The organism is Enorma phocaeensis (assembly GCF_900186505.1).
Lineage (GTDB): Bacteria > Actinomycetota > Coriobacteriia > Coriobacteriales > Coriobacteriaceae > Enorma > Enorma phocaeensis.
Window position 1 is genome coordinate 169,226 of record NZ_LT891969.1, and the last position, 20,946, is coordinate 190,171.

Annotated in this window: 23 protein-coding genes and 1 tRNA gene; 18 read left to right on the top strand and 6 right to left on the bottom strand. The window is 62.0% G+C overall.

Going from position 1 to position 20,946, the window contains the following annotated elements; genetic code table 11:
- Nucleotides 1-141: 141 nt before the first annotated feature.
- Nucleotides 142-981 carry a metallophosphoesterase gene (locus C1717_RS03725; RefSeq protein WP_102371903.1) on the top strand — a complete coding sequence of 280 codons (840 nt, stop codon included), beginning with the start codon at nucleotides 142-144 and terminating at the stop codon, nucleotides 979-981.
- 63 nt (nucleotides 982-1,044) lie between these two features.
- Here the strand turns inward: C1717_RS03725 and C1717_RS03730 are convergent, their stop codons facing one another.
- Entirely contained in the window at nucleotides 1,045-2,550 is a 1,506-nt protein-coding gene (locus tag C1717_RS03730) for a lipopolysaccharide biosynthesis protein (RefSeq protein ID WP_245859420.1), read from the bottom strand.
- 338 nt (nucleotides 2,551-2,888) lie between these two features.
- On the opposite strand from C1717_RS03730, the gene pckA reads away from it, so the two are divergent.
- From pckA to C1717_RS03750, 4 genes are all read left to right on the top strand, one after another.
- A complete protein-coding gene (gene pckA, locus C1717_RS03735) occupies nucleotides 2,889-4,478 on the top strand; it encodes a phosphoenolpyruvate carboxykinase (ATP) (protein WP_102371904.1) in 1,590 nt (529 codons plus the stop codon).
- A gap of 247 nt (nucleotides 4,479-4,725) precedes the next feature.
- A complete protein-coding gene (locus C1717_RS03740) occupies nucleotides 4,726-5,454 on the top strand; it encodes a B3/B4 domain-containing protein (RefSeq protein WP_102371905.1) in 729 nt (242 codons plus the stop codon).
- A gap of 8 nt (nucleotides 5,455-5,462) precedes the next feature.
- Entirely contained in the window at nucleotides 5,463-5,789 is a 327-nt protein-coding gene (locus C1717_RS03745) for an MGMT family protein (RefSeq protein WP_273384388.1), read from the top strand.
- Between the two features lie 99 nt (nucleotides 5,790-5,888).
- A complete protein-coding gene (locus C1717_RS03750; protein ID WP_102371906.1) occupies nucleotides 5,889-6,107 on the top strand; it encodes a DUF6485 family protein in 219 nt (72 codons plus the stop codon).
- 339 nt (nucleotides 6,108-6,446) lie between these two features.
- Here C1717_RS03750 and C1717_RS03755 read toward each other — a convergent pair whose 3' ends face one another.
- From C1717_RS03755 to C1717_RS03765, 3 genes are read right to left on the bottom strand one after another with little or no spacing between them, the layout of a single operon-like run.
- Nucleotides 6,447-7,289, bottom strand: a complete 843-nt coding sequence (locus C1717_RS03755) for a Cof-type HAD-IIB family hydrolase (protein WP_102372297.1) — start codon at nucleotides 7,287-7,289, stop codon at nucleotides 6,447-6,449.
- A 40-nt stretch (nucleotides 7,290-7,329) separates the two neighbouring features.
- The gene (gene trpS, locus C1717_RS03760) at nucleotides 7,330-8,379 is read right to left on the bottom strand and encodes a tryptophan--tRNA ligase (RefSeq protein WP_102371907.1); all 1,050 of its coding nucleotides are present in this window, start codon (nucleotides 8,377-8,379) and stop codon (nucleotides 7,330-7,332) included.
- A gap of 2 nt (nucleotides 8,380-8,381) precedes the next feature.
- Nucleotides 8,382-9,572, bottom strand: a complete 1,191-nt coding sequence (locus tag C1717_RS03765) for a glycosyltransferase family 4 protein (RefSeq protein WP_102371908.1) — start codon at nucleotides 9,570-9,572, stop codon at nucleotides 8,382-8,384.
- A 498-nt stretch (nucleotides 9,573-10,070) separates the two neighbouring features.
- Between C1717_RS03765 and C1717_RS03770 the strand changes: the two genes are divergently transcribed.
- The 12 genes from C1717_RS03770 (at nucleotide 10,071) to C1717_RS03825 (ending at nucleotide 18,944) form a co-directional block, all read left to right on the top strand.
- Nucleotides 10,071-10,439 carry a hypothetical protein gene (locus C1717_RS03770; RefSeq protein WP_146003656.1) on the top strand — a complete coding sequence of 123 codons (369 nt, stop codon included), beginning with the start codon at nucleotides 10,071-10,073 and terminating at the stop codon, nucleotides 10,437-10,439.
- Between the two features lie 70 nt (nucleotides 10,440-10,509).
- Nucleotides 10,510-10,644 carry a hypothetical protein gene (locus C1717_RS10895; protein WP_281255271.1) on the top strand — a complete coding sequence of 45 codons (135 nt, stop codon included), beginning with the start codon at nucleotides 10,510-10,512 and terminating at the stop codon, nucleotides 10,642-10,644.
- Nucleotides 10,645-10,818: 174 nt separating this feature from the next.
- Complete coding sequence (locus C1717_RS03775; protein ID WP_102371910.1) at nucleotides 10,819-11,322, top strand: MarR family winged helix-turn-helix transcriptional regulator; 504 nt, start codon at nucleotides 10,819-10,821, stop codon at nucleotides 11,320-11,322.
- Entirely contained in the window at nucleotides 11,319-12,230 is a 912-nt protein-coding gene (locus C1717_RS03780) for a transporter substrate-binding domain-containing protein (RefSeq protein ID WP_102371911.1), read from the top strand. The genes C1717_RS03775 and C1717_RS03780 overlap by 4 nt, the downstream gene beginning before the upstream one ends.
- Nucleotides 12,230-13,018: an amino acid ABC transporter permease gene (locus C1717_RS03785; RefSeq protein ID WP_102371912.1), complete on the top strand. Its 789-nt coding sequence runs from the start codon at nucleotides 12,230-12,232 to the stop codon at nucleotides 13,016-13,018. Before C1717_RS03780 ends, C1717_RS03785 begins: the two co-directional genes overlap by 1 nt.
- Nucleotides 12,999-13,733, top strand: coding sequence for an amino acid ABC transporter ATP-binding protein (locus C1717_RS03790; RefSeq protein WP_102371913.1), 735 nt, complete (start codon nucleotides 12,999-13,001; stop codon nucleotides 13,731-13,733). The genes C1717_RS03785 and C1717_RS03790 overlap by 20 nt, the downstream gene beginning before the upstream one ends.
- Nucleotides 13,733-14,707, top strand: a complete 975-nt coding sequence (locus C1717_RS03795) for an ATP-grasp domain-containing protein (protein ID WP_245859422.1) — start codon at nucleotides 13,733-13,735, stop codon at nucleotides 14,705-14,707. Before C1717_RS03790 ends, C1717_RS03795 begins: the two co-directional genes overlap by 1 nt.
- 132 nt (nucleotides 14,708-14,839) lie before the next feature.
- Complete coding sequence (locus C1717_RS03800; protein ID WP_077071245.1) at nucleotides 14,840-15,523, top strand: 4Fe-4S binding protein; 684 nt, start codon at nucleotides 14,840-14,842, stop codon at nucleotides 15,521-15,523.
- A 198-nt stretch (nucleotides 15,524-15,721) separates the two neighbouring features.
- Nucleotides 15,722-15,797 (top strand) — tRNA-Ala (locus C1717_RS03805).
- Between the two features lie 193 nt (nucleotides 15,798-15,990).
- Nucleotides 15,991-16,449 carry an IS200/IS605 family transposase gene (gene tnpA, locus C1717_RS03810; protein ID WP_077071246.1) on the top strand — a complete coding sequence of 153 codons (459 nt, stop codon included), beginning with the start codon at nucleotides 15,991-15,993 and terminating at the stop codon, nucleotides 16,447-16,449.
- A gap of 292 nt (nucleotides 16,450-16,741) precedes the next feature.
- Nucleotides 16,742-17,200, top strand: a complete 459-nt coding sequence (tnpA, locus tag C1717_RS03815) for an IS200/IS605 family transposase (RefSeq protein WP_102371427.1) — start codon at nucleotides 16,742-16,744, stop codon at nucleotides 17,198-17,200.
- 856 nt (nucleotides 17,201-18,056) lie between these two features.
- Complete coding sequence (locus tag C1717_RS03825; protein ID WP_102371915.1) at nucleotides 18,057-18,944, top strand: DegV family protein; 888 nt, start codon at nucleotides 18,057-18,059, stop codon at nucleotides 18,942-18,944.
- A 102-nt stretch (nucleotides 18,945-19,046) separates the two neighbouring features.
- Here the strand turns inward: C1717_RS03825 and C1717_RS03830 are convergent, their stop codons facing one another.
- Nucleotides 19,047-19,571 (bottom strand): nitroreductase family protein, encoded by a 525-nt coding sequence (locus tag C1717_RS03830; RefSeq protein ID WP_102371916.1) that lies wholly within the window; start codon nucleotides 19,569-19,571, stop codon nucleotides 19,047-19,049.
- 129 nt (nucleotides 19,572-19,700) lie between these two features.
- Here C1717_RS03830 and C1717_RS10570 point away from each other — a divergent pair, with 129 nt between their 5' ends.
- Entirely contained in the window at nucleotides 19,701-19,862 is a 162-nt protein-coding gene (locus C1717_RS10570) for a hypothetical protein (protein WP_180965830.1), read from the top strand.
- 11 nt (nucleotides 19,863-19,873) lie between these two features.
- Here C1717_RS10570 and C1717_RS03835 read toward each other — a convergent pair whose 3' ends face one another.
- Nucleotides 19,874-20,926, bottom strand: coding sequence for an RsmB/NOP family class I SAM-dependent RNA methyltransferase (locus C1717_RS03835; protein ID WP_102371917.1), 1,053 nt, complete (start codon nucleotides 20,924-20,926; stop codon nucleotides 19,874-19,876).
- Between the last annotated feature and the right edge of the window lie 20 nt (nucleotides 20,927-20,946).

Consider the following 20,946-nt stretch of genomic DNA (forward strand, 5'->3'; position numbering starts at 1 on the left):
TCGGTAACTCTATCATATGCGCGGATATCTGCGAAGATTCACCACCAGCCGCCGATAGAGTTAATCCCAGTGAAACACTCTGGATTAAGGTTCCAGATCTCACGGGGGTACAATGGGGAAAACCCCGCTGGAGGTGTTGGCATGGCTATCTATGTGACGTCCGATGCGCACGGTCATGTGCGAGCGCTCGACCGCGCGCTTGAGCTCGCGGCGCCCTTATCTGAGGATACGGTCTACGTGCTCGGCGATATGGTCGACCGCGGCCCCGACCCCGTGGGCGTCATCGGGCTGGTGCGCGGTCTTTCGAACGCGCGTGTGCTCATGGGCAATCACGAGCGGATGCTTCTCGATGTGCTTTGCAATACCGGCGAGATGGACGACATCACCTGGGCTCTCAACGGCGGCGGCACCACGCTTGCCGGTTTGGACGAGCTCGATCGCAATGCTTACCGCGAGCTCATGGATTGGCTGGCTGCGTTGCCGCTCTTCGATGTCGTCGAGGCGGGGAGCCGCACATACATCCTGGTTCATGCCGGCATCGATGCGATGGAGGCGCGGGGCTTCCTCGCGACGGCGGGCGTGGACTGCTCGGCTGGGCAGGGGGCTGCCGCTGCGTCGCATGAGCTTCTGCTCGATATGCTCGGTCGCCAGAATCCAGAGACCCTTCTCTGGACGCGTTGGGAGTTTTGGGGAGAGCCGACGGGGCTTGTGGGAGCGGACGGTTCGGGACCCGTCGTCGTGGCGGGCCATACCCCCTCCATCGCGCTTCCGGGCTACGCCGATCGAATGGACTGCACGCCGGAGGAGGCCAGCCGGCTTGGGCGGATCGTGCGCGTGGGGGCGTGCGATGACACCGCGGGCGTCGCGGACCGCATCGACATCGATTGCTCCGCTGCGGCAGGCTCGGGTAGAGGATGTGTGGGAATCATGCGCCTCGATGACGGCGCGGTGTGGTGCGTGCCTGTCGAAGAGGGGGAGTGAGCCGCGCGATCAGCCGCGATCAGCTGCGTCGGCGCGTGCCTCCTATTCGGCCGATGCGCGTGATCAGCTTGCGCGCCACCTGCTCCCCAGGAAGGGGTCGCGTTCCTTGCGGATGGCCTGGCGAATACGGATATATTCGAGCACGAGCAAGATAAGCAGCAGCGTCATGGCGCCGAGGTAGCTCACGACCGCCCCCGTAAGCCCCAAGAGGTTCACCAAGATAAGGGAGAGCACCGTCACGGCTGCGAATCCTGCAAGGTAGAGCTGCATGACCGCGCCCTGACGGCGGAGCACCGTGATGATGGCGTACAAGAAGTCGATCGCCGCGATGACGCCTCCCGCCACTACCATGAGGTAGCTAAGCGTGCGGAAGCGCTCGAAGTCCACACCGTACATGAAGCTTGTGAGCGGGATGCCGACGCTCGCCATGGCCATGCCCATGAGCACGGTGATGACCACGATGACAGCCATGACGGCGAGGATGATTAAATCGAAGCGGCGGCGCTTCTTGGGGTTCGACCAGATGCTCGCCAAGCGCAGCAGCTGGGGCTTGTAGATGAAGCCGATGATGATTTGGATGCTCTGCGAGGGGAAGTAGAGCGCGTTGAAGTAGAGCTGGTTCTCATATGCGAGCGCGCCCTCCATCACGAACTTGGGCATGGTCTCGATGAGGTTGAAGAGGAACAGCGCGCAGAACAGCGGAAAGCACTGCTTGAAGAGGTCGATGACTTCTTCAAGTTTCCAACGGCGCGATTTCTCGGTCTCGAGAAGCGCGAGCGGAAGCGTGACGAGGACGAGCGACGCCGCCGCGGCGATGCCCATGCCGATGGATGCCAGCGCGATGCTGCGCGTCACAAGCAAGATGATCGAGAAGATAAGGAAGACCCCGCCTGAGCGGACGGTCTGCGATATGCCGGCGAGGTAGAGCTTGTCCGCCTGCTGCAGGCGGCCCTCATAGACGTCGGCAACGCCGTCGACGAGCTTGAACAGGTACACGCCGGCACAGATGGTTGCCATGAGCGGTTGATAGTCGCGGATGGTGCAGTACAGAACGCCCATCACGAGCGCGCAGATGGTGGAAAGCCAGCGGTTCACCTGATAGGAGGAGAACGCATGCGTCTCGTCGATGTCCGAGACCTGGAAATTGCGTACGCCGTAGTTGGCGACGTACATGAGCAGCATGCCGGTCGAGAAGGCCATGGAGAACATGCCCGCTTGCTCAGTGCCGGCAAGCTGCGTGGCGACGATCGACAGGATGGGCAGCGACATACCCCATATCGTGGTACCGAGCGTGTTCCACACGTAATCGCGCGAGGCGCTATGAGATTCGTACTCGGCTTCCTGCTCGCTGAGAGAGCCCTTGTAGACGGCCTGCAGGAGCCTGGTCCACCAATCGTTGACAACGCGAGCGAGGAATGGCTGCTTCCGGCGCCGCCTTCGACTCGCGCGAGGTTCACCTGGATGAGCGCCGGTGCGCCGCAGGGCAGCGCTGCGCGCGGGACTCGCTGCGGGTTCACCGCGCCTTACCTCGAGCGATGCGCGGATTTTGTCGAGCGGGTTCACGAACACGAAGCTCCTGTCGGCTTGGGATGGATGCGATGGCACCGGGTATCGCGGCACACGGAATCCATTATAGCCGCATGCGAAGGCTGCGGGCCGCAGCGCTGACAGCAACCACATGCCATGCGGGAATGTTCGGCATACCAGTTCTTGTGCAAAAACGCGCGTTTGGAACGATGGGCTAGGCCGTTCCCCGATACGCCGGGGGAGCGTCCCCTCGGTTGCGGTATATTGCACTTCGAGTGTGTTGGGGCGCAGCTCCGCAGGGACGGCGCTCTTTTTGATTCGGGTTTTGAAAGTGGGTGCCGTAGTGCTGCCGCGGCGCCGTGTGAACGAAAGGTGACGGCATGATAGAGACCATATTGCTGGAGTCGGGCATCGACTGCGATTTCGACCGCGTGCACGTCGATTGGAGTCCGGCGAAGCTCATCGAGCACTCGATTTCCCACCATGAGGCGTATCTGACCTCGACGGGCTCCCTCTCCGTATCGACCGGTGCCTTCACGGGCCGTTCGCCCGAGAACCGTTACATCGTCGATGCGGGTGCTGCCGACGAGCAGGTCAACTGGAACAGCAAGACCAACAAGCCCATCGACGAGGCCACCTACAAGCGCGTCCGCAAGAACGTGACCCGCTACATGTCCCAGCGTCGCCACCTGTTCGTCATCCGTGGTTTCGCCGGCGCCGATCGCCAGTACGCGCGCAAGGTCATGGTCGTATGCGAGCGCGCGCATCAGGCGCTTTTCATCCAGAACATGCTCGTTCGTCCGAGCAAGGACGAGCTGGAGGTCTTCGGCCGTCCCGACATCATGGTCTTTGCCGCTCCCACCTACGTGTGCTCGCGCGACCGCGACGGCGTAGAGCCTGCCGCCGTCATGCTCGAGATGAACAAGAAGCAGATCATCGTGGCCGGTACCGGTTATTGCGGCGAGATCAAGAAGGCCGTCTTCACGATGATGAACTACCTGCTGCCGCTCGAGGATGCCGTGCTGCCCATGCACTGCTCCGCGAACGTCGACCCCGAGACGGGCAAGACCTGCATTCTGTTCGGTCTTTCCGGCACCGGTAAGACGACGCTTTCCGCAGACCCGCAGCGCCTGCTCATCGGCGATGACGAGCATGGTTGGAGCCCGCGCGGCGTCTTCAACATCGAGGGCGGTTGCTACGCAAAGACCATCGATCTTACCCGTGAGCGCGAGCCGGACATCTACGACGCCATCCGCTTCGGCAGCGTATCTGAGAACGTGAAGCTCGACCGAAAGAGCCGTGCGCCCATCTACTCCGATAGCTCCATCACCGAGAACGGCCGCGCCGCCTATCCGCTCGAGCACATCGAGAAGGTCGTGGAGTCCGGTACCGGCGAGACGCCGAGCGTCGTGCTCTTCCTCACGGCTGATGCCTACGGCGTGCTGCCGCCGATCTCCAAGCTCAACCGCGAGCAGGCTATGTTCCATTTCCTGACGGGCTACACCGCCAAGGTCGCTGGCACCGAGCTGGGCGTCAAGGAGCCGCAGCCCACGTTCTCGGCGTTGTTCGGCGAGCCGTTCATGCCGCTCGACCACATGGTTTACGCCTACCTGCTCGGAGAGAAAATCACGCAGAACAAGACGCGCGTCTACCTGGTCAATACCGGCTGGACCGGCGGCCCCTATGGTATCGGTCATCGCATTGCCCTCTACCATACCCGCGCCCTCGTAAAGGCCGCTCAGGACGGTTCGCTCGACATTGCGGGCTACACGCATAACGATGTCTTTGACGTCGACGTGCCCAATGAGTGCCCGGGCGTGCCCAGGGACCTGCTCGACCCGCGCGGTACTTGGGATGATCCGGCGGAGTACGACAAGGCTGCCGCCGATCTCGCTGCGAAGTTCAAGGAGAACTTCGATAAGCGCTACCCCAACGTGGACCTCAAGAGCATGACGCGCAAGCGCGTCTAAGCGGCTCCGTTTCCCAGGAGGGGCGCGGCTAGTTCGAGAGCCTGTGGGGCGGTGACCTTCTATGGCGCCGCCCCTTTGCTTTGACGAGCTGCTGCACTATGACTATCATGGGGCACATAGGAGCCTCATCCCCGGATGGGGCAGCGCATGCGCGTGCGTGCCAGCGTCGTAGGGCTTGAAGACGGCTGGCTGCCACGCGTTTTCTTTTCACGAGGCAAAGCGCCCGGGCGGCGCGGGAGGGATTGGCATGAAGCGCTTCATCACAGAGGATTCGTTCTGGGGCCTTTTCCCCGATGCGGTGATCGGCATCGTGGTCGCGGAGGGCATGAAACCGGCGGATGAGATTCCGCCTGAGGACGCGAGTGAGATCGAGCGCTTGCTCGACCGTGCCAACATCGCAGCTGAGCACCACCTCACGAGCGATACCATCTCCGAAAACGCTCCCGTCAAGGCATGGCGCGAGGCGTATCGCGCCTTCAAGACCAAAAAGGGTGCCCGCTGTTCCATCGAGAACTTGCTCAAGCGCGTGCTCAAGGGCAATCCGGTTGGCTCCATCACGCCTTCCGTCGACATCTACAACGCCGTGTCGCTCACCTATGCGCTGCCTGTGGGCGGTGAGGACATCGATACCTTTGAGGGAGACCTGCGCCTGGGTATCACCGAGGGCGGAGATGCCTTCCTTCCGCTCGGCGAGGATGCCCATGAGGACCCGACTCTTCCCGGCGAGCTGTGCTATTGCGATGACGCGGGGGCTGTGTGCCGCTGTTGGAACTGGCGCGACGGCGTGCGCACCGCGCTTACGGACACCTCGTCGAACGCCTTCCTCATCATCGAGTGCGTCGAGCCTGAGCGTGCAGACGACTGCCGCGCTGCGATCGATGAGCTCGCCCGCTTGGTCGAGCGCTATCTGGGTGCCACGATCAAGGTCAAGGAGCTTGTCACGTCTGACAACCGTGAGGTCGTGATCGCCTCGTGACGGGGGAGGTGCCTGCCCGCGAAGGCTTCTTCGAGCGGGTCTATGAGGTGGTCGAGCAGATCCCGCGAGGTATGGTCGCATCGTATGGGCAGGTTGCCAAGCTCGTTGGTGAGCCCCGCAAAGCGCGCTACGTTGGCTTTGCGCTGCACGCGAACCCGCGTCCCGGCGAGATTCCCTGCCACCGCGTGGTCTTTGCTGACGGGCGTCTTGCCTCGGGATTCATCTTTGGCGGCCCGGGAGCCCAGCGCGAACTCCTTGAGGCGGAAGGCGTTGCGTTCGTCGATGATGACCGGGTGGACATGGCCGCCTGTCGCTGGCCGGCAGGAGCTGAGTGAACCGTTCGCCGTACGGAAGGCGATGTCCATCGATGCGCTGAGATGCTCTGGTTCCGGTGGGCTACGATAATGCGGAATCTGACGAACAGGGAGGCTGCTATGGCAAACGTTCCGTTCTGCACGTGCACGGACAAGGCGTGCCCCAATAACCCCTGCAACCATAATTCCGGTTGCACGCCGTGCATCGCCAAGTGCTTGAAGCAAGGTGAGATCCCGACCTGCTTCTTCAGGGCGGTCTCTGCTGACGATCTACTCCCCGGAGACGAGCAGGACTGGACGTATAAGGGTTTTGCCGAGCACGTGCTCAAGTCGCGCTGACCCAAGCGCAACGCCCTGGTTCTGATCGGATCGCACTGGTTCGGGCGACATTCAGCGGCAATCTGCCTACAGTGAGCTTCGAGGATACAACACGGGAACCGCCCCGCCTCCATTTCTGGTGGCGGGGCGGTTCCCGTAGTACACCGTCGATCGCATAGAGGGGAGGGATGCGATGCCAACGTGACGAGGAAGGTATCTTATTTCATCGCCTGTACCTGTCTCGTCGTTGAGTTAACTATAGGAAACTTAGCGAGGGATGTCGAGCATCGAAACCGTGCTCACAAGTCTTCCATAAGTTAGCCTATGGTAATTATCATCCGACTTGGAAGGGCGGGTTGCTTAGGCTGTGCGATGTTCGGGTTCGATGACGCGCTCGACGAGCTCAGGAAGCGCGCCTTCGCCGCCGGTGGTGTTGAGTACGAGCCCGCAGTAGGGGCGCGCGTCGTCGGAGACGTTGGCAACCCCTACGCCCAAACCGGCTGCCTTGAGCATGTCGATGTCGTTCGCCGCGTCACCGAAGCCGATCGTTTGGGAGATATCGATATCGAGCAGCTCGGCGAGATGGGCAAGCCCCGTGCCCTTGTTGACACCGGCCGGGACGAACTCGACATAGCGTGCAGAGGAATAGGTGATATCGACCTTCGTGGGATCGATAACCGGCGCGAGTTCAGCACCGAGCTGCTTGCAGTGCGCGAAATCAGTATCCATGTAGAGAATCTTCACGAGCTGCTTGCCCTCGGCGAACGACAGGTCGGACACGTCGTCATCGAGGGGCACGACCCCCTCGATGGTGCGCACGTATTCATCTTCCTCGGGCGGGAGGAACTGCGTGAAGATGTCGTCTTGGTCGGTGTAGATATGCATGGCAAGGCGATGCTCGATGCCGTAACGGTAGAGGAACTCAACAGACTCACGGTCGATCAAGGTGCTGAGCAGCGGCTTTGAATCGCCAAAACGGTTGATGAACCCGCCGTTGTAGGAGATGACGTAGGTATCGCGCATCAGCTCGGGGTCGACATCGGCGAAATTCGCCATGATCGAGCGGTATGGTCTGCCCGAGCTGGGAACGAAGAGAACGCCGAGCTCGCGCAGGCGCTTGAGCGCCTCGACATTGGGAGCGGGGATGCGGTGCTCGCTATCGAGGAAGGTCTCGTCCATATCTGATGCAATGAGCTTGTACATCGTCATCTCCCGTATCTGCTCGAATCGGTGCCTTTGCTGCCTAGTACACCATACCCATAGCCTCGCGAACCTCTCCAAGGGTCTCCTCGGCAATCTCGTTCGCGCGGCGATTGCCCTCATGGAGCACGTCCTTGACGTAATCGAGATCCTGCTCGAAAGCATGGCGGCGCTCGCGGATGGGCTCGAAGTAGTCGTTCACGGCATCGGTGACGTACTTCTTGAGCGCACCTGCGCCGCCCATGCCGATCTCATCGGCGATCTCGCGCTCATCACGGCCGGTGCAGATAGCGGCAGTGGAGATGAGGCCGGAGACGCCGGGGCGGTTCTCGGGATCGAAGGTGATCATGCGCTCGGAGTCGGTCTGGCTCTTCTTGATGCGCTTCGCCGTCTCCTCGGCGGTCATGGAGATGGAGATGGCGTTGCCGTAGGACTTGCTCATCTTGCGCCCGTCGAGGCCCGGGAGAAGCGGCGTCGAGGAGAGCAGGGCATCGACCTCGGGGAATACATGTCCGTAGCGATTATTGAAACGGCGCGCGATGAGGCGGGTGAGCTCGATGTGCGGCAGCTGGTCGCGGCCGACGGGGACGATGTTGCCCTTGCAGAACAGGATGTCGCACGCCTGATGCACCGGATAGGTAAGTAGAAGCCCCGTGAGCTCGTGGCCGGAAGCCTCCATTTCCGCTTTCACGGTGGGGTTGCGCTGCAGCTCTGCCTCGGAGACGAGGGAGAGGAAGGGGAGCATGAGCTGGTTTGCTGCCGGAACCGCGGAGTGCGCGTAGATCATCGTCTTCGCGGGATCGACGCCGCAGGCGAGGTAGTCCATGACCATGTTGTAGACGTTGTCTTGGATGTGCTCGGTCGTATCGCGATCGGTGATGACCTGATAGTCGGCGATGAGGATGTTCGTCTTTACACCCATGTTCTGCAAATCGACCCGGCCCTTGAGCGTACCGAAATAATGACCCAGGTGAAGCCGGCCCGTAGGGCGGTCGCCGGTGAGCATGGTGTAGCTCCCGGGGTTGCTCAAAAGATCTTCGTGGATCTCGTTGCTGCGCTTGAGCGCGGTCTCATAGCTTCTCTCGTTAGGCATACTCACTCCTTGCCGTGCGCTTTCTTGTTATGCTCGGCCGCTTGCTCCTCTTCGGCGAAAGCGGGGTCATCGGGCGTCACGATTTCATCCTTATGGGTTTTGGGGTTGTAGTGATGGCGCAGCACCGGTTCGAACAGATGCAGCCGCATCGCGAACGCGATGGAGCAGGCGAGCAGCGCCGCGAAGATGACGATGCGCGCTTCGATGCCCACCTGGTTGATGGCTGCGGCGCCGAGCGCCAACAGGATGCACCAGAGGTAGATAAGGAGAACTGCCTGCTTCTGGTCGTACCCCTCCTGGATGAGGCGATGCTGGATGTGGCCTTTGTCCGCCTGCCCGATGCTCACATGCGCGCGCTTGCGGCGCACGATGGCGGCGAGCGTGTCCAAGATGGGCACACCGGCCACGATGAGCGGGATGAGCAGCGACGTGAGGGCAGCGGTGCGGCTGACCGAGAGCAGCGACACGGTGCCCAGCGCAAACCCTAGAAGCAGCGCGCCCGAATCACCGAGGAAGATGCTCGCGGGGTTGAAGTTGTATCGCAGAAAGGCGATGCAGGCGCCGAAGAGCGCGATCGAGAGCGCCGCGGCATCTCCGCGCCCCGCCAGCACGGCGAAGCTGAACATCGTGATGCTCGCGATGGCGGAGATGCCGGTCGCGAGCCCATCGAGGCCGTCGATGAGGTTGATGATGTTGGTGTACGCCACGAGATAGACCACGGTGATGGGGTAGGCGAGCCAGCCGAGGCTCAGGTATTCGCCAGACACGAAGGGATTCACGATGCTGCCTACGGTAAGGCCGCTCGACGCGGCGACGATGGCGGCGGCGACCTGCCCGGCAAGCTTGACTTTGGGCGTCAGCGTGAAGATGTCGTCTATGGCCCCGGTGAGCACGATGATGCAAAACGATACCCCGAGTAGGTAGTAATTGATGCTCATGCTGGGGTGGGGGACGAGCGCCGACGGCCAGCCCCACAGGATGGTGCCGGTGACCTGCAATGCGCAGGCAACGACGAGCCCGGCAAAGACGGCGAGACCGCCCATGCGGGGGATGGGCTTCGTGTTCACACGGCGCTTCGAGGGATAGTCGACCGCATCGACCAGGATAGCCAGCCGTTTGACAGGCGGCACCAGCACCAGCGTGGTGATAAAAGCTGCACCAGCGATGCAGATATAGGGAAAGTAAGAGTCCATACGGGAGCTACCGCCGTTGCTGGTCCGAATCGTGCGCAGTCGCGCCCTCGCTCGGCAAGGGCGCAGACTGATACATGATACTAAAGACGGGGCATGGGCGAAGCGCTCAAGTAGCGGTTATCACCGTCATAGCAGATATGCGAGGATCGAATCGTCCTAGGCAGACAAAAAGGACCGCACCCCGCTTCACGATAATGAACCCACCTCTACAAGGTGGGTGCCCTCATCGCCCGTTCCAGCTTCCTTAACAACGAAGGATGCCTGTACTAGGAACGACTGTGTGGGCTCCCTAAAAAAACGTGACGGTTCACCCAGTTGCTCCGCGGGGTGCGGAACACCTTCATCTTACCGTGCCGTATACCGAATACCAGTCTTGACTTATGGAACGAGTTGGTAGACGATGGGCGTGGTGATGCGACTCGCTCGCTATCCAGAATTCTCCCAGCTCAAAAACGAAATCGTTTGCATCGTGCGCGCTAGATCGTACGGCGAACAGCGGTGTCGTGGAAGCAGAACGCGTCGGGGCGATGCCTCGAGACGGTGTACTCGATCGCCTTGTGCATGCTCATCGCGGTCGTCATTCCCTTCGCGCTTACCCTCGTTGTCGGCAAGCGCCGGCTCTCCAGCAAGGAGCTTGGCACGGAGGAGCGCTCCGAGGCGCCCGATGCCGAGGCGTCGCCTGTCGATGTGCCTGCCGAGGGAATCGCCCGCGCACTCGTATCCCCGCTGAGCGGAACGGTCGCTCCGATCGACGAGATGCCCGATGCGGTGTTCCGGGGCTCCCAAGGTCATCGCCTACGAGTGAACGCACGACCACGCCCCAGCCGGCCAGCCGAAGCATCTCGTCGCGATATGCTCGTTCGATGACGAGCCGTGCCGTGCGGAGCTTTCATTGCGTCGGGATGGCGTGCGCGAATGCGCACCCGACGGGGAGGCGATGGCGGGGGACGCTTCGATCCCGTTTGTCATCCCGGCAGGCGCCAAGGTCCTCGCGGGAAACTATTCCGGCGTCATGTTCGATGGCGATGCCGTGTGCCTCAGGCCCTTCGAGGCGCTCGCGCTCGCATGGTAGGCGCGCCGCCGTTCGACGCTTCTGCATGCTCGAACGGCGGCTGCCCATTCTTGCTCACTCGATGCGATCTCGCCATCCCCTCTGCTGCTGGGGCGACGTACGCTACTTATAATTTGATGTCAAAATAATATGCTATACTGACATGCGGATTCCTCGTTCAAGGGAGTGCAGCGCATGCAGGATTTCGCATTCGAGATTTCCCGGACGCGAGCTCTCGTCAACCAGTTTCTGGCTTGCGAGCTCGCGCGAAGAGGCTATCCCGGTCTTGCGCCGTCGCACGGCGATATCTTGGCGCAGCTCTGCCACAGCGAGGGAGAGCGCATGTCCGAGCTGTCGCGGCGCATCGATCGCGATCCCTCTACGGTCACCGCGCTCGTCCGGAAACTCGTGAAGCTAGGCTATGCCGAGACCGCGCGCGATAAGGACGATGGCCGCGCCGTCGTCGTCTCGCTGACCGACCGCGGCCGCGCGCTCGAGCGAGATTTCACCGAGATATCCGACCTCCTGCGCTCCACATGGGTGGACGGTGTCGATCCGGGAGACCTCGATGCTGCCGTGCGTGTGCTTGCGGGCATGCGAGCTAACTTGCGTACCGCTATCGAGTCGGGATCCCGTCGCGCCCCCGACGAAGCGGCGCCTCCTTGCGATACATCACGGATGAAAGGATCGACCTCATGACTGAAGAAACCCGCTTTCCATTTTCCCGGCGCGCGCTGGTTGCTGGCGCCGTCGTCGCGGCGGCGTCTCTTACGGGATGTTCAGGCGGCACCGGCGCGACGGGTTCCGCTTCCGCTGACAGCGGGCGCGCGCTGCGCGTTGCCATGGAGCTCGCGTACCCTCCTTTCGAGGGAAAAGACGATGCCGGTAACCCGTCGGGTGTCTCGGTTAGCTTCATGGAGGATTTCGCGGACGCATACGGGTATGAGCTCTCGATCGAGAACATCAGCTTCGACGGCCTCATTCCATCGTTGCAGACGGGCAAGGCGGATGCGGTGATGAGCTCCATCACCATCACGCCTGAACGCGAGGAGGAGGTCGATTTCACCGATCCCTACGCTATGGCGCAGCTTGCGATCCTGGCTGGTGCTGATTCGGGGGTCGAGACCGCCGAGGACCTCAACCAAGCGGGTAAGACCGTCGCTGTAAAAACCGGTTCGACCGGAGACATCTACGCGACCAAGAACCTCGCCGAAGCGGAGATCCTGCGGCTGGCGGATGAGAGCGCCTGCGTGACCGAGGTCTCTCAAGGTCGCGCGGACGGCTTCATCTACGATCAGCTCACCATCTATCGCAACAATCTCGCCAATCCCGATACCACGCGCGCTGTCTTCATACCGTTCCAGGATCCAGAGTCGTGGGGCATCGCCGTTGCGTCGGGTAACGACGAGCTGCTCGGAGAGCTCAACGAGTTCATCGCCGAAAGCAAGGAGAACGGTGAGTTCGACCGGCTCACCGAGCAATATCTGGCAGAGGAGAAGGCTGCGTTCGACGAGCTCGGGTTCCGTTGGTTCTTCGATTTCGAGGACATGGAGGCGCAGGGAGCAAGCACCGGGGATGCTGGTGTCTCCACGGAGGCCGACTCCTGATGCGCAATCCATTCTCCGTGCAGCCCGACGAGCGGCCTCGCCCCGTGCAGGCGGCGTTCAACTACCTCGTCGTGTGCCTCCTCATCATCGGCTTCTTCTGGGTTTCGCTCATGCAAGTGGGCGTGGCACTCGACTTTGGGTTTGTGGGGCAGTATCGCGCGCGCATTTTCGACGGGCTGCTGCTCACGCTTCAAATTTCCGCGGGAAGCCTTGTGATGAGCCTGCTTATAGGATTGCCCGTCGCCGTGGGGAGGGGAAGCCGCATCCTACCCGTGCGCTATCTGTGCGACGTCTACGTCAAGCTCATGCGCGGCACGCCGCTTCTCGCCCAGATCTATCTCTTCTTCTACATAGTCGGCACGGCATGGGGCGTGGAGAATCGCCTCGTGGCGGGCATCATCATCTTGTCGATCTTCTCGGGCGCCTATATCGCCGAGATTGTGCGTGGAAGCTTGAACTCGCTGGATGCGGGGCAGCTCGAGGCGGCGCGCGCCGTCGGCTTCACCCGGCGGCAGACCCTGCGTTACGTGGTGGTGCCGCAGCTCGTTAGCCGAACCCTCCCCGCGCTCACGGGACAGCTGGCAAGTATGGTGAAGGATTCGTCGCTGCTCTCGGTCATCGCGGTCATCGAGCTCACGCAGACCATGCAGGAGATTAGCTCGGCGACGTTCAACCTGTTCGGCACCTATCTGTTCCTGGCAGGGGCGTATCTCGTCCTCACGTTGCCCATCATGTTTGCGAGTCGCTACTTCGAGAGGAGGCTGGATTATGCGCATGAAGATCGATGACCTGAAGCGAACGTTCGGCGATCGCACGGTACTCGATGGAATAGATTTCGATGACGAGGTCAACACGCTTGCGATCATCGGCCCCTCGGGTGGCGGCAAGTCGACGCTCCTGCGCATCCTGGGCGGCCTTCTTGAGCCGAGTGCGGGGCGCGTGGCTTTAGATGGCGAGCAGCTTCCAGTCGATGAGGCCGGCTTGGAGCGATACCGAGCGAGTTTGGGCTTCGTATTCCAGGACGGCGGGCTTTTCCACCATCTGAGTGCACGTGAGAACATCGCGCTTCCGCTGCGCGTCGTGCACGGCGTGCGCGAAAGCGAAGCTGCCGAGCGAGCGAATGCGCTGCTCGAGCGCTTTGGACTCGCCAGCGAGGGCAGCAAGCGACCTGCGCAGCTCTCGGGAGGGCAGCGCCAGCGCGTGGCGATCGCCCGCGCCGTCGCCCCTCGTCCTCGGATGCTTCTGCTCGACGAGCCTACTAGCGCACTGGACCCAGAGTACACCACCGAGGTGCTCGACCTGCTGCGTGACCTCAAAGACGAGGGGACGCGTTTCATCGTCGTGACGCATGAGATGGGCTTCGCCCGTCATGCATGCGATAAGGTTGCATTCCTAGCAGGCGGGAGGCTTCTGGAATACGGTTCCTCGGCAGAGGTGTTCGGCCGTCCCCGTACGCCGGAACTCAAGCGGTTCCTCGGCAAACTTCTGGAATGGAGCGTGTGATGGAGCACTCGACGGCAACAGCTGCTTGCGACCCGGCGGGCGAGGCACGCGATTCCGCGGTGTCGGCGGGGCGGGCCGCGTACGTGGATGACGGTCCTGCAGCGGGCGCTGCATGGGTGGGCGTTCTCTATGAGTCGAGCGAGTGGTCCGATTTCAAGCTCGCTCAAGAGCTCTCTGCGCTTGGTGTACCCGTTCGCATGATCGATATGGAGCGCGTCGACGCCGTAGAGGCTGCGCTTGCGTGCCGGCTTCTCGCGAGTCGCGTGTTCGCGAGCGCCCTCGCGCGCGGTCATGCGGCTTCGCATGCCCGGATGGCAGAAGTGATCGATCGGGCAGGGGAGCGCGGCGTCGTTCTCATCAACCGGGGGCGCGCGCACGCCTATGAGGTGAGCAAGCGCTTGGCGACCGAGACGCTTGGCCGGGAGGGCATCACGGTGCCCGCGGTGTATGCCAGCGCTGTACCCGGAGCCATCAATCCAGTGACGCTCCCATATCCCTGCATCATCAAGCCCGATTGCGGCGGGCGCTCGGCGCGAACGGCGATGTTGCGCGATGCGGGCGAGGCGCAGGCGTTCCTTGCGGCGGCGCCGTCTACAACCGTTTTCATCGTCGAGTCATTCGAGCGGGCGCGGGCGGGCTATCTCACACGCATTGAGATCGTGGGCGGACGCGTCGCGCATGCGCATAGACGCAGCGTCGCCGCCAACGGGCTCTCGTCCTATCACTTCGGCTCCACGTTCGAGCCCTATACCGACTGCCCGGATAGCGTCTGCACCGCCGCGGAGCAGGCTGCTGCGCTTCTGGGGTTCGAGCTGGGCAGCTTTGATGTCATCGAGACCGAGGCGGCGCCTGTGTTCATCGACGCCAACTCCGTCTCGAATGTCTCCGCTGATTGCGAGGAGCTTTTGGGCTACGACCTCATGGCGGAGCATGCCGCCTACATCGCCGGGCGATATCGAACTCTTTTCGGCTAACGCGGAAAAGCGGCAGAGCGTTAGCTGCTCGCGCAGCACGCCGCCCGTCCAACGTCGTTGTTGGCCGACTAGCCTGATTGCATCAAGCTCCGTCCTCATCGCCGGTCGGAGCGAGAGAAAGGGGTGTTGCAGATGAAGACCGTGGAAGAGGTATACAAGCTATTCGACGAGGTGGGATGCTGCAGTTTCGCCACGCTTGACGGTGCGGGAGGCGTTGACGCGCGCACCGCGCATTTCTTTGCCTTCGATGAGGACGGCCTCTACTTGCGTACCATGCGCGTGAAGCCGTTCTACCGCCAGCTCAAGCTCGGATGGCTCGCCGTGTCGGCGGAGCATACCGCCGGGCGCTGCGTCTGGGACGAAGACAACATGCCGCATTTTCAACCCGGATACATGGTGCGTGTGGCGGGCAGCGTCCGCGAGCTCACCCAAGCGGAGGTCGGCGCTAAGGCGGCGGCGAACCCGCTCTTCAACGTAGCGGTATACGACATCAAGAAGTATCCCGAGACGGTCGTTTTCGTGCTCGATCGCTTCCATGGCGAGCTCTACGACTACGATTTCAACATGGTCCATCGCGACCACAAGATCTTGCGTGAGCGCTTCGCCTTCGGCGGTGATGTGTTCGAGGAAGCGGGCCTGTCGATCGATCCGGATCTCTGCATTGCGTGCGGTGCCTGTACGGAGGCCTGCACGCACAAGGCGATTTTCCCCACAGGGGACGGAGCCGCTCTCCGCATTCTCGGCGAGCGCTGCGACGAGTGCGGCAACTGCTACCACGTATGTCCGGCGGGCGCCGTGCGGTCGAAGGGTTGCTGATTCGGACCCGCTGCCGCCCGTTTCGGAGTTGGATTCACGCATCCTTATCGCTAAAGCCCCGCTCGGGATGATGGCTTGATTCTCGCATAAGGTGCCCGTATTGTTCCGGCAGCCCGTACGAGCCACGAAGTTCGTTTTTCTGTTTGTAGAAATGACCGTTGACAGTCCGCGAGAGGTTGGTAGAATGTATCTCTGCTTGGGGACGTAGCTCAGCTGGGAGAGCGCTGCCGTCGCATGGCAGAGGCCGAGGGTTCGATTCCCTTCGTCTCCACCACAAGCATTGTAGAAGGACCTGCAGGCTAGCCTGCAGGTCCTTTTTCAAGGGTCATCAACCCTGTGGCGCGCGCAGCGCGCCACTGAAAACCACCCGCTACGCGGGTGGATCCCACTGATGCTACGCAACGGGCCGCCCTCCTCCTAGGATGGTGATTGTTCAGGTCGCCAGCCCCAAGAGGAGGGTGATAGCCATGGCGCAGAAGGCCAACAGCCTCGCGCACACGAAGTGGCTCTGCAAGTACCACATCGTGTTCACACCGAAGTATAGAAGGAAGGCGATATACAACCAATACCGCAAGGACCTCGGGGAGATCCTCAGGCAGCTCTGCCGCTGGAAGGGGGTGGAGATCATAGAGGGGCACCTGATGCCGGACCACGTGCACATGCTGGTCAGCATCCCGCCCAAGATCAGCGTGTCGAGCTTCATGGGCTACCTGAAGGGGAAGAGCTCGCTGATGATGTTCGACCGGCACGCGAACCTCAAGTACAAGTTCGGGAACAGGAAGTTCTGGGCGGAGGGCTACTACGTGTCCACCGTCGGCCTGAACGAGGCCACGATCGCCAAGTACATCAGGGAGCAGGAGGCCGCCGACATCGCGCTGGACAGGCTGAGCGTGAAGGAGTACGAGGACCCGTTCGGTAGGGGGTAGCGGCCCGCCCGTTCGACGGGCGTGCCACGAGTCAAGGGGCTATCGGGCCTGAACTTCGTTCAGGCCAGGGACTTGAGTCCCTGGCCTGGGCCCCTAGGGTTACACCCTAAGAGCAAACCACCCGCTATGCGGGTGGTCCTGATTTAAGGGTCATCAACCCTGTGGCGCGCGCAGCGCGCCACTGAAAACCACCCGCTACGCGGGTGGATCCCACTGATGCTACGCAACGGGCCGCCCTCCTCCTAGGATGGTGATTGTTCAGGTCGCCAGCCCCAAGAGGAGGGTGATAGCCATGGCGCAGAAGGCCAACAGCCTCGCGCACACGAAGTGGCTCTGCAAGTACCACATCGTGTTCACACCGAAGTATAGAAGGAAGGCGATATACAACCAATACCGCAAGGACCTCGGGGAGATCCTCAGGCAGCTCTGCCGCTGGAAGGGGGTGGAGATCATGGAGGGGCACCTGATGCCGGACCACGTGCACATGCTGGTCAGCATCCCGCCCAAGATCAGCGTGTCGAGCTTCATGGGCTACCTGAAGGGGAAGAGCTCGCTGATGATGTTCGACCGGCACGCGAACCTCAAGTACAAGTTCGGGAACAGGAAGTTCTGGGCGGAGGGCTACTACGTGTCCACCGTCGGCCTGAACGAGGCCACGATCGCCAAGTACATCAGGGAGCAGGAGGCCGCCGACATCGCGCTGGACAGGCTGAGCGTGAAGGAGTACGAGGACCCGTTCGGTAGGGGGTAGCGGCCCGCCCGTTCGACGGGCGTGCCACGAGTCAAGGGGCTATCGGGCCTGAACTTCGTTCAGGCCAGGGACTTGAGTCCCTGGCCTGGGCCCCTAGGGTTACACCCTAAGAGCAAACCACCCGCTATGCGGGTGGTCCTGATTGGTAAGGCTCTGTCACAGCACGCAGTTGATATATCGCGGGAACGCGCGGTGATCCCTGCCCGCCAGCGCGTGGAAGAGCTGGGAAACCGACCGTGTGATCCAACGGAGCCTATAAGTAAAACCATCGTGATGCGGGCGGATGGCGGTTCCGTGCCGGGGCTGAGCCCGGGGACGCCGATCCTGGCGACGGCGCTCCCCAAAGAGTTGCCGTGGATAGGGCTCCGGCCCCGGACCGGGGGCCGGGGCTAACCCGAGGCCCCCCGGGGCGGAAACGTCCATATCCCCGCATCTCGAGGCGGGCCCGGAAATCGAGATCCCGCCGGATGGACGGAATCGGCCTCTCCAGGGCCGAAACCGTCCGATCAGCGGGATCTCGGCGGGATGGGGCCGGATCCGGACGCACCGAGATGCGGGCGGATGGCCACTTTGGAGAAGGCCCTGCCGCGGCACACGGCCGATACGCCGCGAGAGAGCGCAAGGCCCCTGCCCGCCCGCACGTGGAGGTCCCGGGAAATCAGCTAAGTGCAGTGACAGAGCCTTTGGTAACACGCCTCAAACACCTCATCAGGAGAGGTGGCTTCCCGTTTCTTACAAATTCGCCAAACTGTCAAAATCCTTACATAGTGAGGCCCGTGCGGTGCGATAATGCACCTTGGTAACGTTTGGGTGCGATGCGTCGCATGTGCACCCGCCCCTACCAGATGGGAGCCTTATGAGCACATTTGCGCTTACGTGCGAGTCGACCGCGGACCGACCGCGGGAGTTCTTCGATGAACGCGACATTCGCGTCGTCTACTTCCACTATGAGCTCGACGGGGTCATGCACGAAGACGACCTATACCAGTCAATCTCGCCTGAGAAGTTCTTCGCCGATATCAAGGCCGGCGCGATGCCTAAGACGTCGCAGGTGAGCGTTGGCGAGTATGCGGAGTTTTGGGAGTCCATGCTCAAGGAGGGCAAGGACATCCTTCATGTGACGCTCTCCTCGGGGATCTCCGGGAGCTACGGGTCGGCATGCATCGCCGCACAGGACCTTGCCGAGTGCTATCCCGAGCGAACGATCCGCGTCATCGACTCGCTTGCCGCCTCCTCTGGTTACGGCCTGCTCATGGAGTACCTGGCTGACCTACGCGATGAGGGCAAGTCGCTCGAAGAGGTCGCAACGTGGGCCGAAGAGCACAAGCTCAACGTCCATCACTGGTTCTTCTCGACCGACCTCACGAGCTTCAAGCGCGGCGGCCGCATCTCGGCTACGAGCGCTCTTCTGGGAACGGCTCTTAAGATCTGCCCGCTCATGAACGTCGACAACCAGGGCAAGCTCATTCCGCGTGAGAAGATCCGCACCAAGAAGAAGGCCATGGCGGAGATGGTCAAGACCATGATGGCTCACGTTGACGATGGCGCGGAGTATACCGGAAAGTGCTGCTTCTCGCAGTCTGCGTGCCGAGAAGACGCCCAGGCGGTCGCTGATATGATCGTGCAGGAGATCCCGCAGCTCGCGGACAAGATCACCATCAACGATATCGGCACGGTGATCGGTTCGCATACGGGGCCGGGCACGGTCGCCCTCTTCTTCATGGGCGATAAGCGCGTCGATTAGTAGCACGGCACCCGTACCGTCGCGTCGCGTGGACCGAGCTCGAGCAGCCAAATGCACGTGCAAAATGCACTTTCCGGGAATCAGCACCGTGATGATGGTAGCCTATGCCTTGCTGAAGCTCTCGTAGGCTACCATCTCGTCAAGCGGGATCGATGCATCGTGCATCGGGCTCGGAGCGCTTGATTCTTCGGGATAGCCGATCGGCATAACCGAGACGATCTTGTGCGTGCGCGGGATGTCGAACTGGCGACGCAGTTCGGGCGGGTCTATGAGGCCCACCCAGCAGCTGTGGATGCCGAGCTCCTGCGCTTGCAGCATCATATGGGTCGCAGCTATCGAGGTGTCCACGATGCCGAAGTCCATCACGTCGGGACTGCGCGAGGCAAGCGTCATGTCGTAGGTGAGCACCAGGATGCATGGCGCTCCGAAGCGGCAGTTCGTGCACCGATCCATCTTGGCAAGTCCCTCCTCGCTCCTCACGACCAGGATGCGCTGGGGCTGGAGGTTGCGCGCGGTGGGGGCGACGCGAGCTGCTTCGAGGATCGCGTCCAGCTTCTCTTGCTCGATGGGACGCGGTGAGAACCTTCGCTCGGAGTACCGCTCGGTTGCAAGATCGATGAATGCCATGGTGCTCCTGTTCTTTTCGTTGCCTTGGGTGAGTGCATGCCCGTTCTGGTAAGCTTGCATATCTACAGTGTACTTCTCCGGGGCTGGTCGCGGACCGTATTTAAGCCTCGTTCTCTAGGCGGTGGAACTATGGATTTCTGGAGCATCATCGAGCCAGTCGGCATGATCGTCGGCGTGGTCGTTGCGGTGGCGGCGGTGTACTTCGTCATCACTGCCATCAAGGGCAAGATGCAGGAGCGCGAGGAACGTGCCGGGGGTTCGGGCCGCGGTGGCAGCCATATGAGACGCTAGGTGCGCTTTGCCTAGCGCAGCGTTCCGTCCTTCTGTATCAGGGCTACGTAGAAGCCCTCGAACAGACGCGTGGGGCACACGGTGACCGTGCCCTCGAGCCTGCTTGGCAGGGTGGGGATCTCGCCGCTCTCGATAGCGGTGATGACGTGTCGCGCGCTCTCGGCGAACGCGAAACGTTTGGCGTCTTCGCCTGCGGCGGAGTCATCCGAGCTGTTCGCTGCGTTCTTGTCTGCGCTGCTGGGTGCCGTGTTCGCCAGAGAGAGCGGAACGAGCTTGCAATCACGATGCCGCTTGAGGGCGGCGACAACCTGATCGTCGTTCTCGGCGGGTAGGATCGAGCATGTTGAGTAAACGAGGGTTCCGCCGGGTTTGAGCACGGTGAGCGCCCGATCGAGCAGGGCGCGCTGCGCTTTTGTGACCTTGGCAAGGAGCTTGTCCGTCATACGCTCCGTAGCGCGCTGGTCTCCGGCGCGATACGTGCCGGTTCCCGTGCAGAGTGCATCGAGCAGGATGCGGTCGAATGCGAAGAACTCATCCAGGCGCCGTGCGTCGCAGCGCATGACGTTGACGTTGCGCACTCCAAGCTTGTCCAGGTTGTATGCGAGTTTTTCGGCGCGAGGGGCATGGAGCTCGCAGGCGGTGAGGTGCGCACGGTTGCAGGCGAGGGCGGCGAGCTCGGAGGTCTTACCGCCGGGTGCGGCGCACATGTCGAGCACGTCCTCGCCGGCGCTCGGCGCGAGGACGAGCGGTGGCAGCATCGACGAGAGGCTCTGCAGGTACACGCTTCCCGTGCGATAGAGCTCCAGCTCCCAGATGGCGCGCTCACGCACATCGCTATCCAGCACGAAGGCGTCCGGATACCATGCAGCGCGCTCATAGGCGACGCCTGCCCCGTCGAGTGCGGCCGCTACGGTATCGGCGTCGCTGGCGAGCGCGTTCGCCCTTAGCGTGACCGGGCGCTCGACGGCCTCAACGTAACCGGTGCGGACGCGCTGGGCATCCGAGCTGCCAAGCATCTCGAGCGCTCGCTCGATGAGGACGGGGAGAGACGGGCTATCCTGCATGAGGTGGCCATCCTTTCTGT

Excerpts from the sequence above, each read along its gene's own strand:
- C1717_RS03725 (WP_102371903.1), top strand. The coding sequence starts at position 142 with ATGGCTATCTATGTGACGTCCGATGCGCACGGTCATGTGCGAGCGCTC.
- pckA (WP_102371904.1), top strand. The coding sequence starts at position 2,889 with ATGATAGAGACCATATTGCTGGAGTCGGGCATCGACTGCGATTTCGAC.
- C1717_RS03740 (WP_102371905.1), top strand. The coding sequence starts at position 4,726 with ATGAAGCGCTTCATCACAGAGGATTCGTTCTGGGGCCTTTTCCCCGAT.
- C1717_RS03750 (WP_102371906.1), top strand. The coding sequence starts at position 5,889 with ATGGCAAACGTTCCGTTCTGCACGTGCACGGACAAGGCGTGCCCCAAT.
- C1717_RS03755 (WP_102372297.1), bottom strand. The coding sequence starts at position 7,289 with ATGTACAAGCTCATTGCATCAGATATGGACGAGACCTTCCTCGATAGC.
- trpS (WP_102371907.1), bottom strand. The coding sequence starts at position 8,379 with ATGCCTAACGAGAGAAGCTATGAGACCGCGCTCAAGCGCAGCAACGAG.
- C1717_RS03765 (WP_102371908.1), bottom strand. The coding sequence starts at position 9,572 with ATGGACTCTTACTTTCCCTATATCTGCATCGCTGGTGCAGCTTTTATC.
- C1717_RS10895 (WP_281255271.1), top strand. The coding sequence starts at position 10,510 with ATGGCGGGGGACGCTTCGATCCCGTTTGTCATCCCGGCAGGCGCCAAG.
- C1717_RS03775 (WP_102371910.1), top strand. The coding sequence starts at position 10,819 with ATGCAGGATTTCGCATTCGAGATTTCCCGGACGCGAGCTCTCGTCAAC.
- C1717_RS03780 (WP_102371911.1), top strand. The coding sequence starts at position 11,319 with ATGACTGAAGAAACCCGCTTTCCATTTTCCCGGCGCGCGCTGGTTGCT.
- C1717_RS03785 (WP_102371912.1), top strand. The coding sequence starts at position 12,230 with ATGCGCAATCCATTCTCCGTGCAGCCCGACGAGCGGCCTCGCCCCGTG.
- C1717_RS03790 (WP_102371913.1), top strand. The coding sequence starts at position 12,999 with ATGCGCATGAAGATCGATGACCTGAAGCGAACGTTCGGCGATCGCACG.
- C1717_RS03795 (WP_245859422.1), top strand. The coding sequence starts at position 13,733 with ATGGAGCACTCGACGGCAACAGCTGCTTGCGACCCGGCGGGCGAGGCA.
- C1717_RS03800 (WP_077071245.1), top strand. The coding sequence starts at position 14,840 with ATGAAGACCGTGGAAGAGGTATACAAGCTATTCGACGAGGTGGGATGC.
- tnpA (WP_077071246.1), top strand. The coding sequence starts at position 15,991 with ATGGCGCAGAAGGCCAACAGCCTCGCGCACACGAAGTGGCTCTGCAAG.
- tnpA (WP_102371427.1), top strand. The coding sequence starts at position 16,742 with ATGGCGCAGAAGGCCAACAGCCTCGCGCACACGAAGTGGCTCTGCAAG.
- C1717_RS03825 (WP_102371915.1), top strand. The coding sequence starts at position 18,057 with ATGAGCACATTTGCGCTTACGTGCGAGTCGACCGCGGACCGACCGCGG.
- C1717_RS03830 (WP_102371916.1), bottom strand. The coding sequence starts at position 19,571 with ATGGCATTCATCGATCTTGCAACCGAGCGGTACTCCGAGCGAAGGTTC.
- C1717_RS10570 (WP_180965830.1), top strand. The coding sequence starts at position 19,701 with ATGGATTTCTGGAGCATCATCGAGCCAGTCGGCATGATCGTCGGCGTG.
- C1717_RS03835 (WP_102371917.1), bottom strand. The coding sequence starts at position 20,926 with ATGCAGGATAGCCCGTCTCTCCCCGTCCTCATCGAGCGAGCGCTCGAG.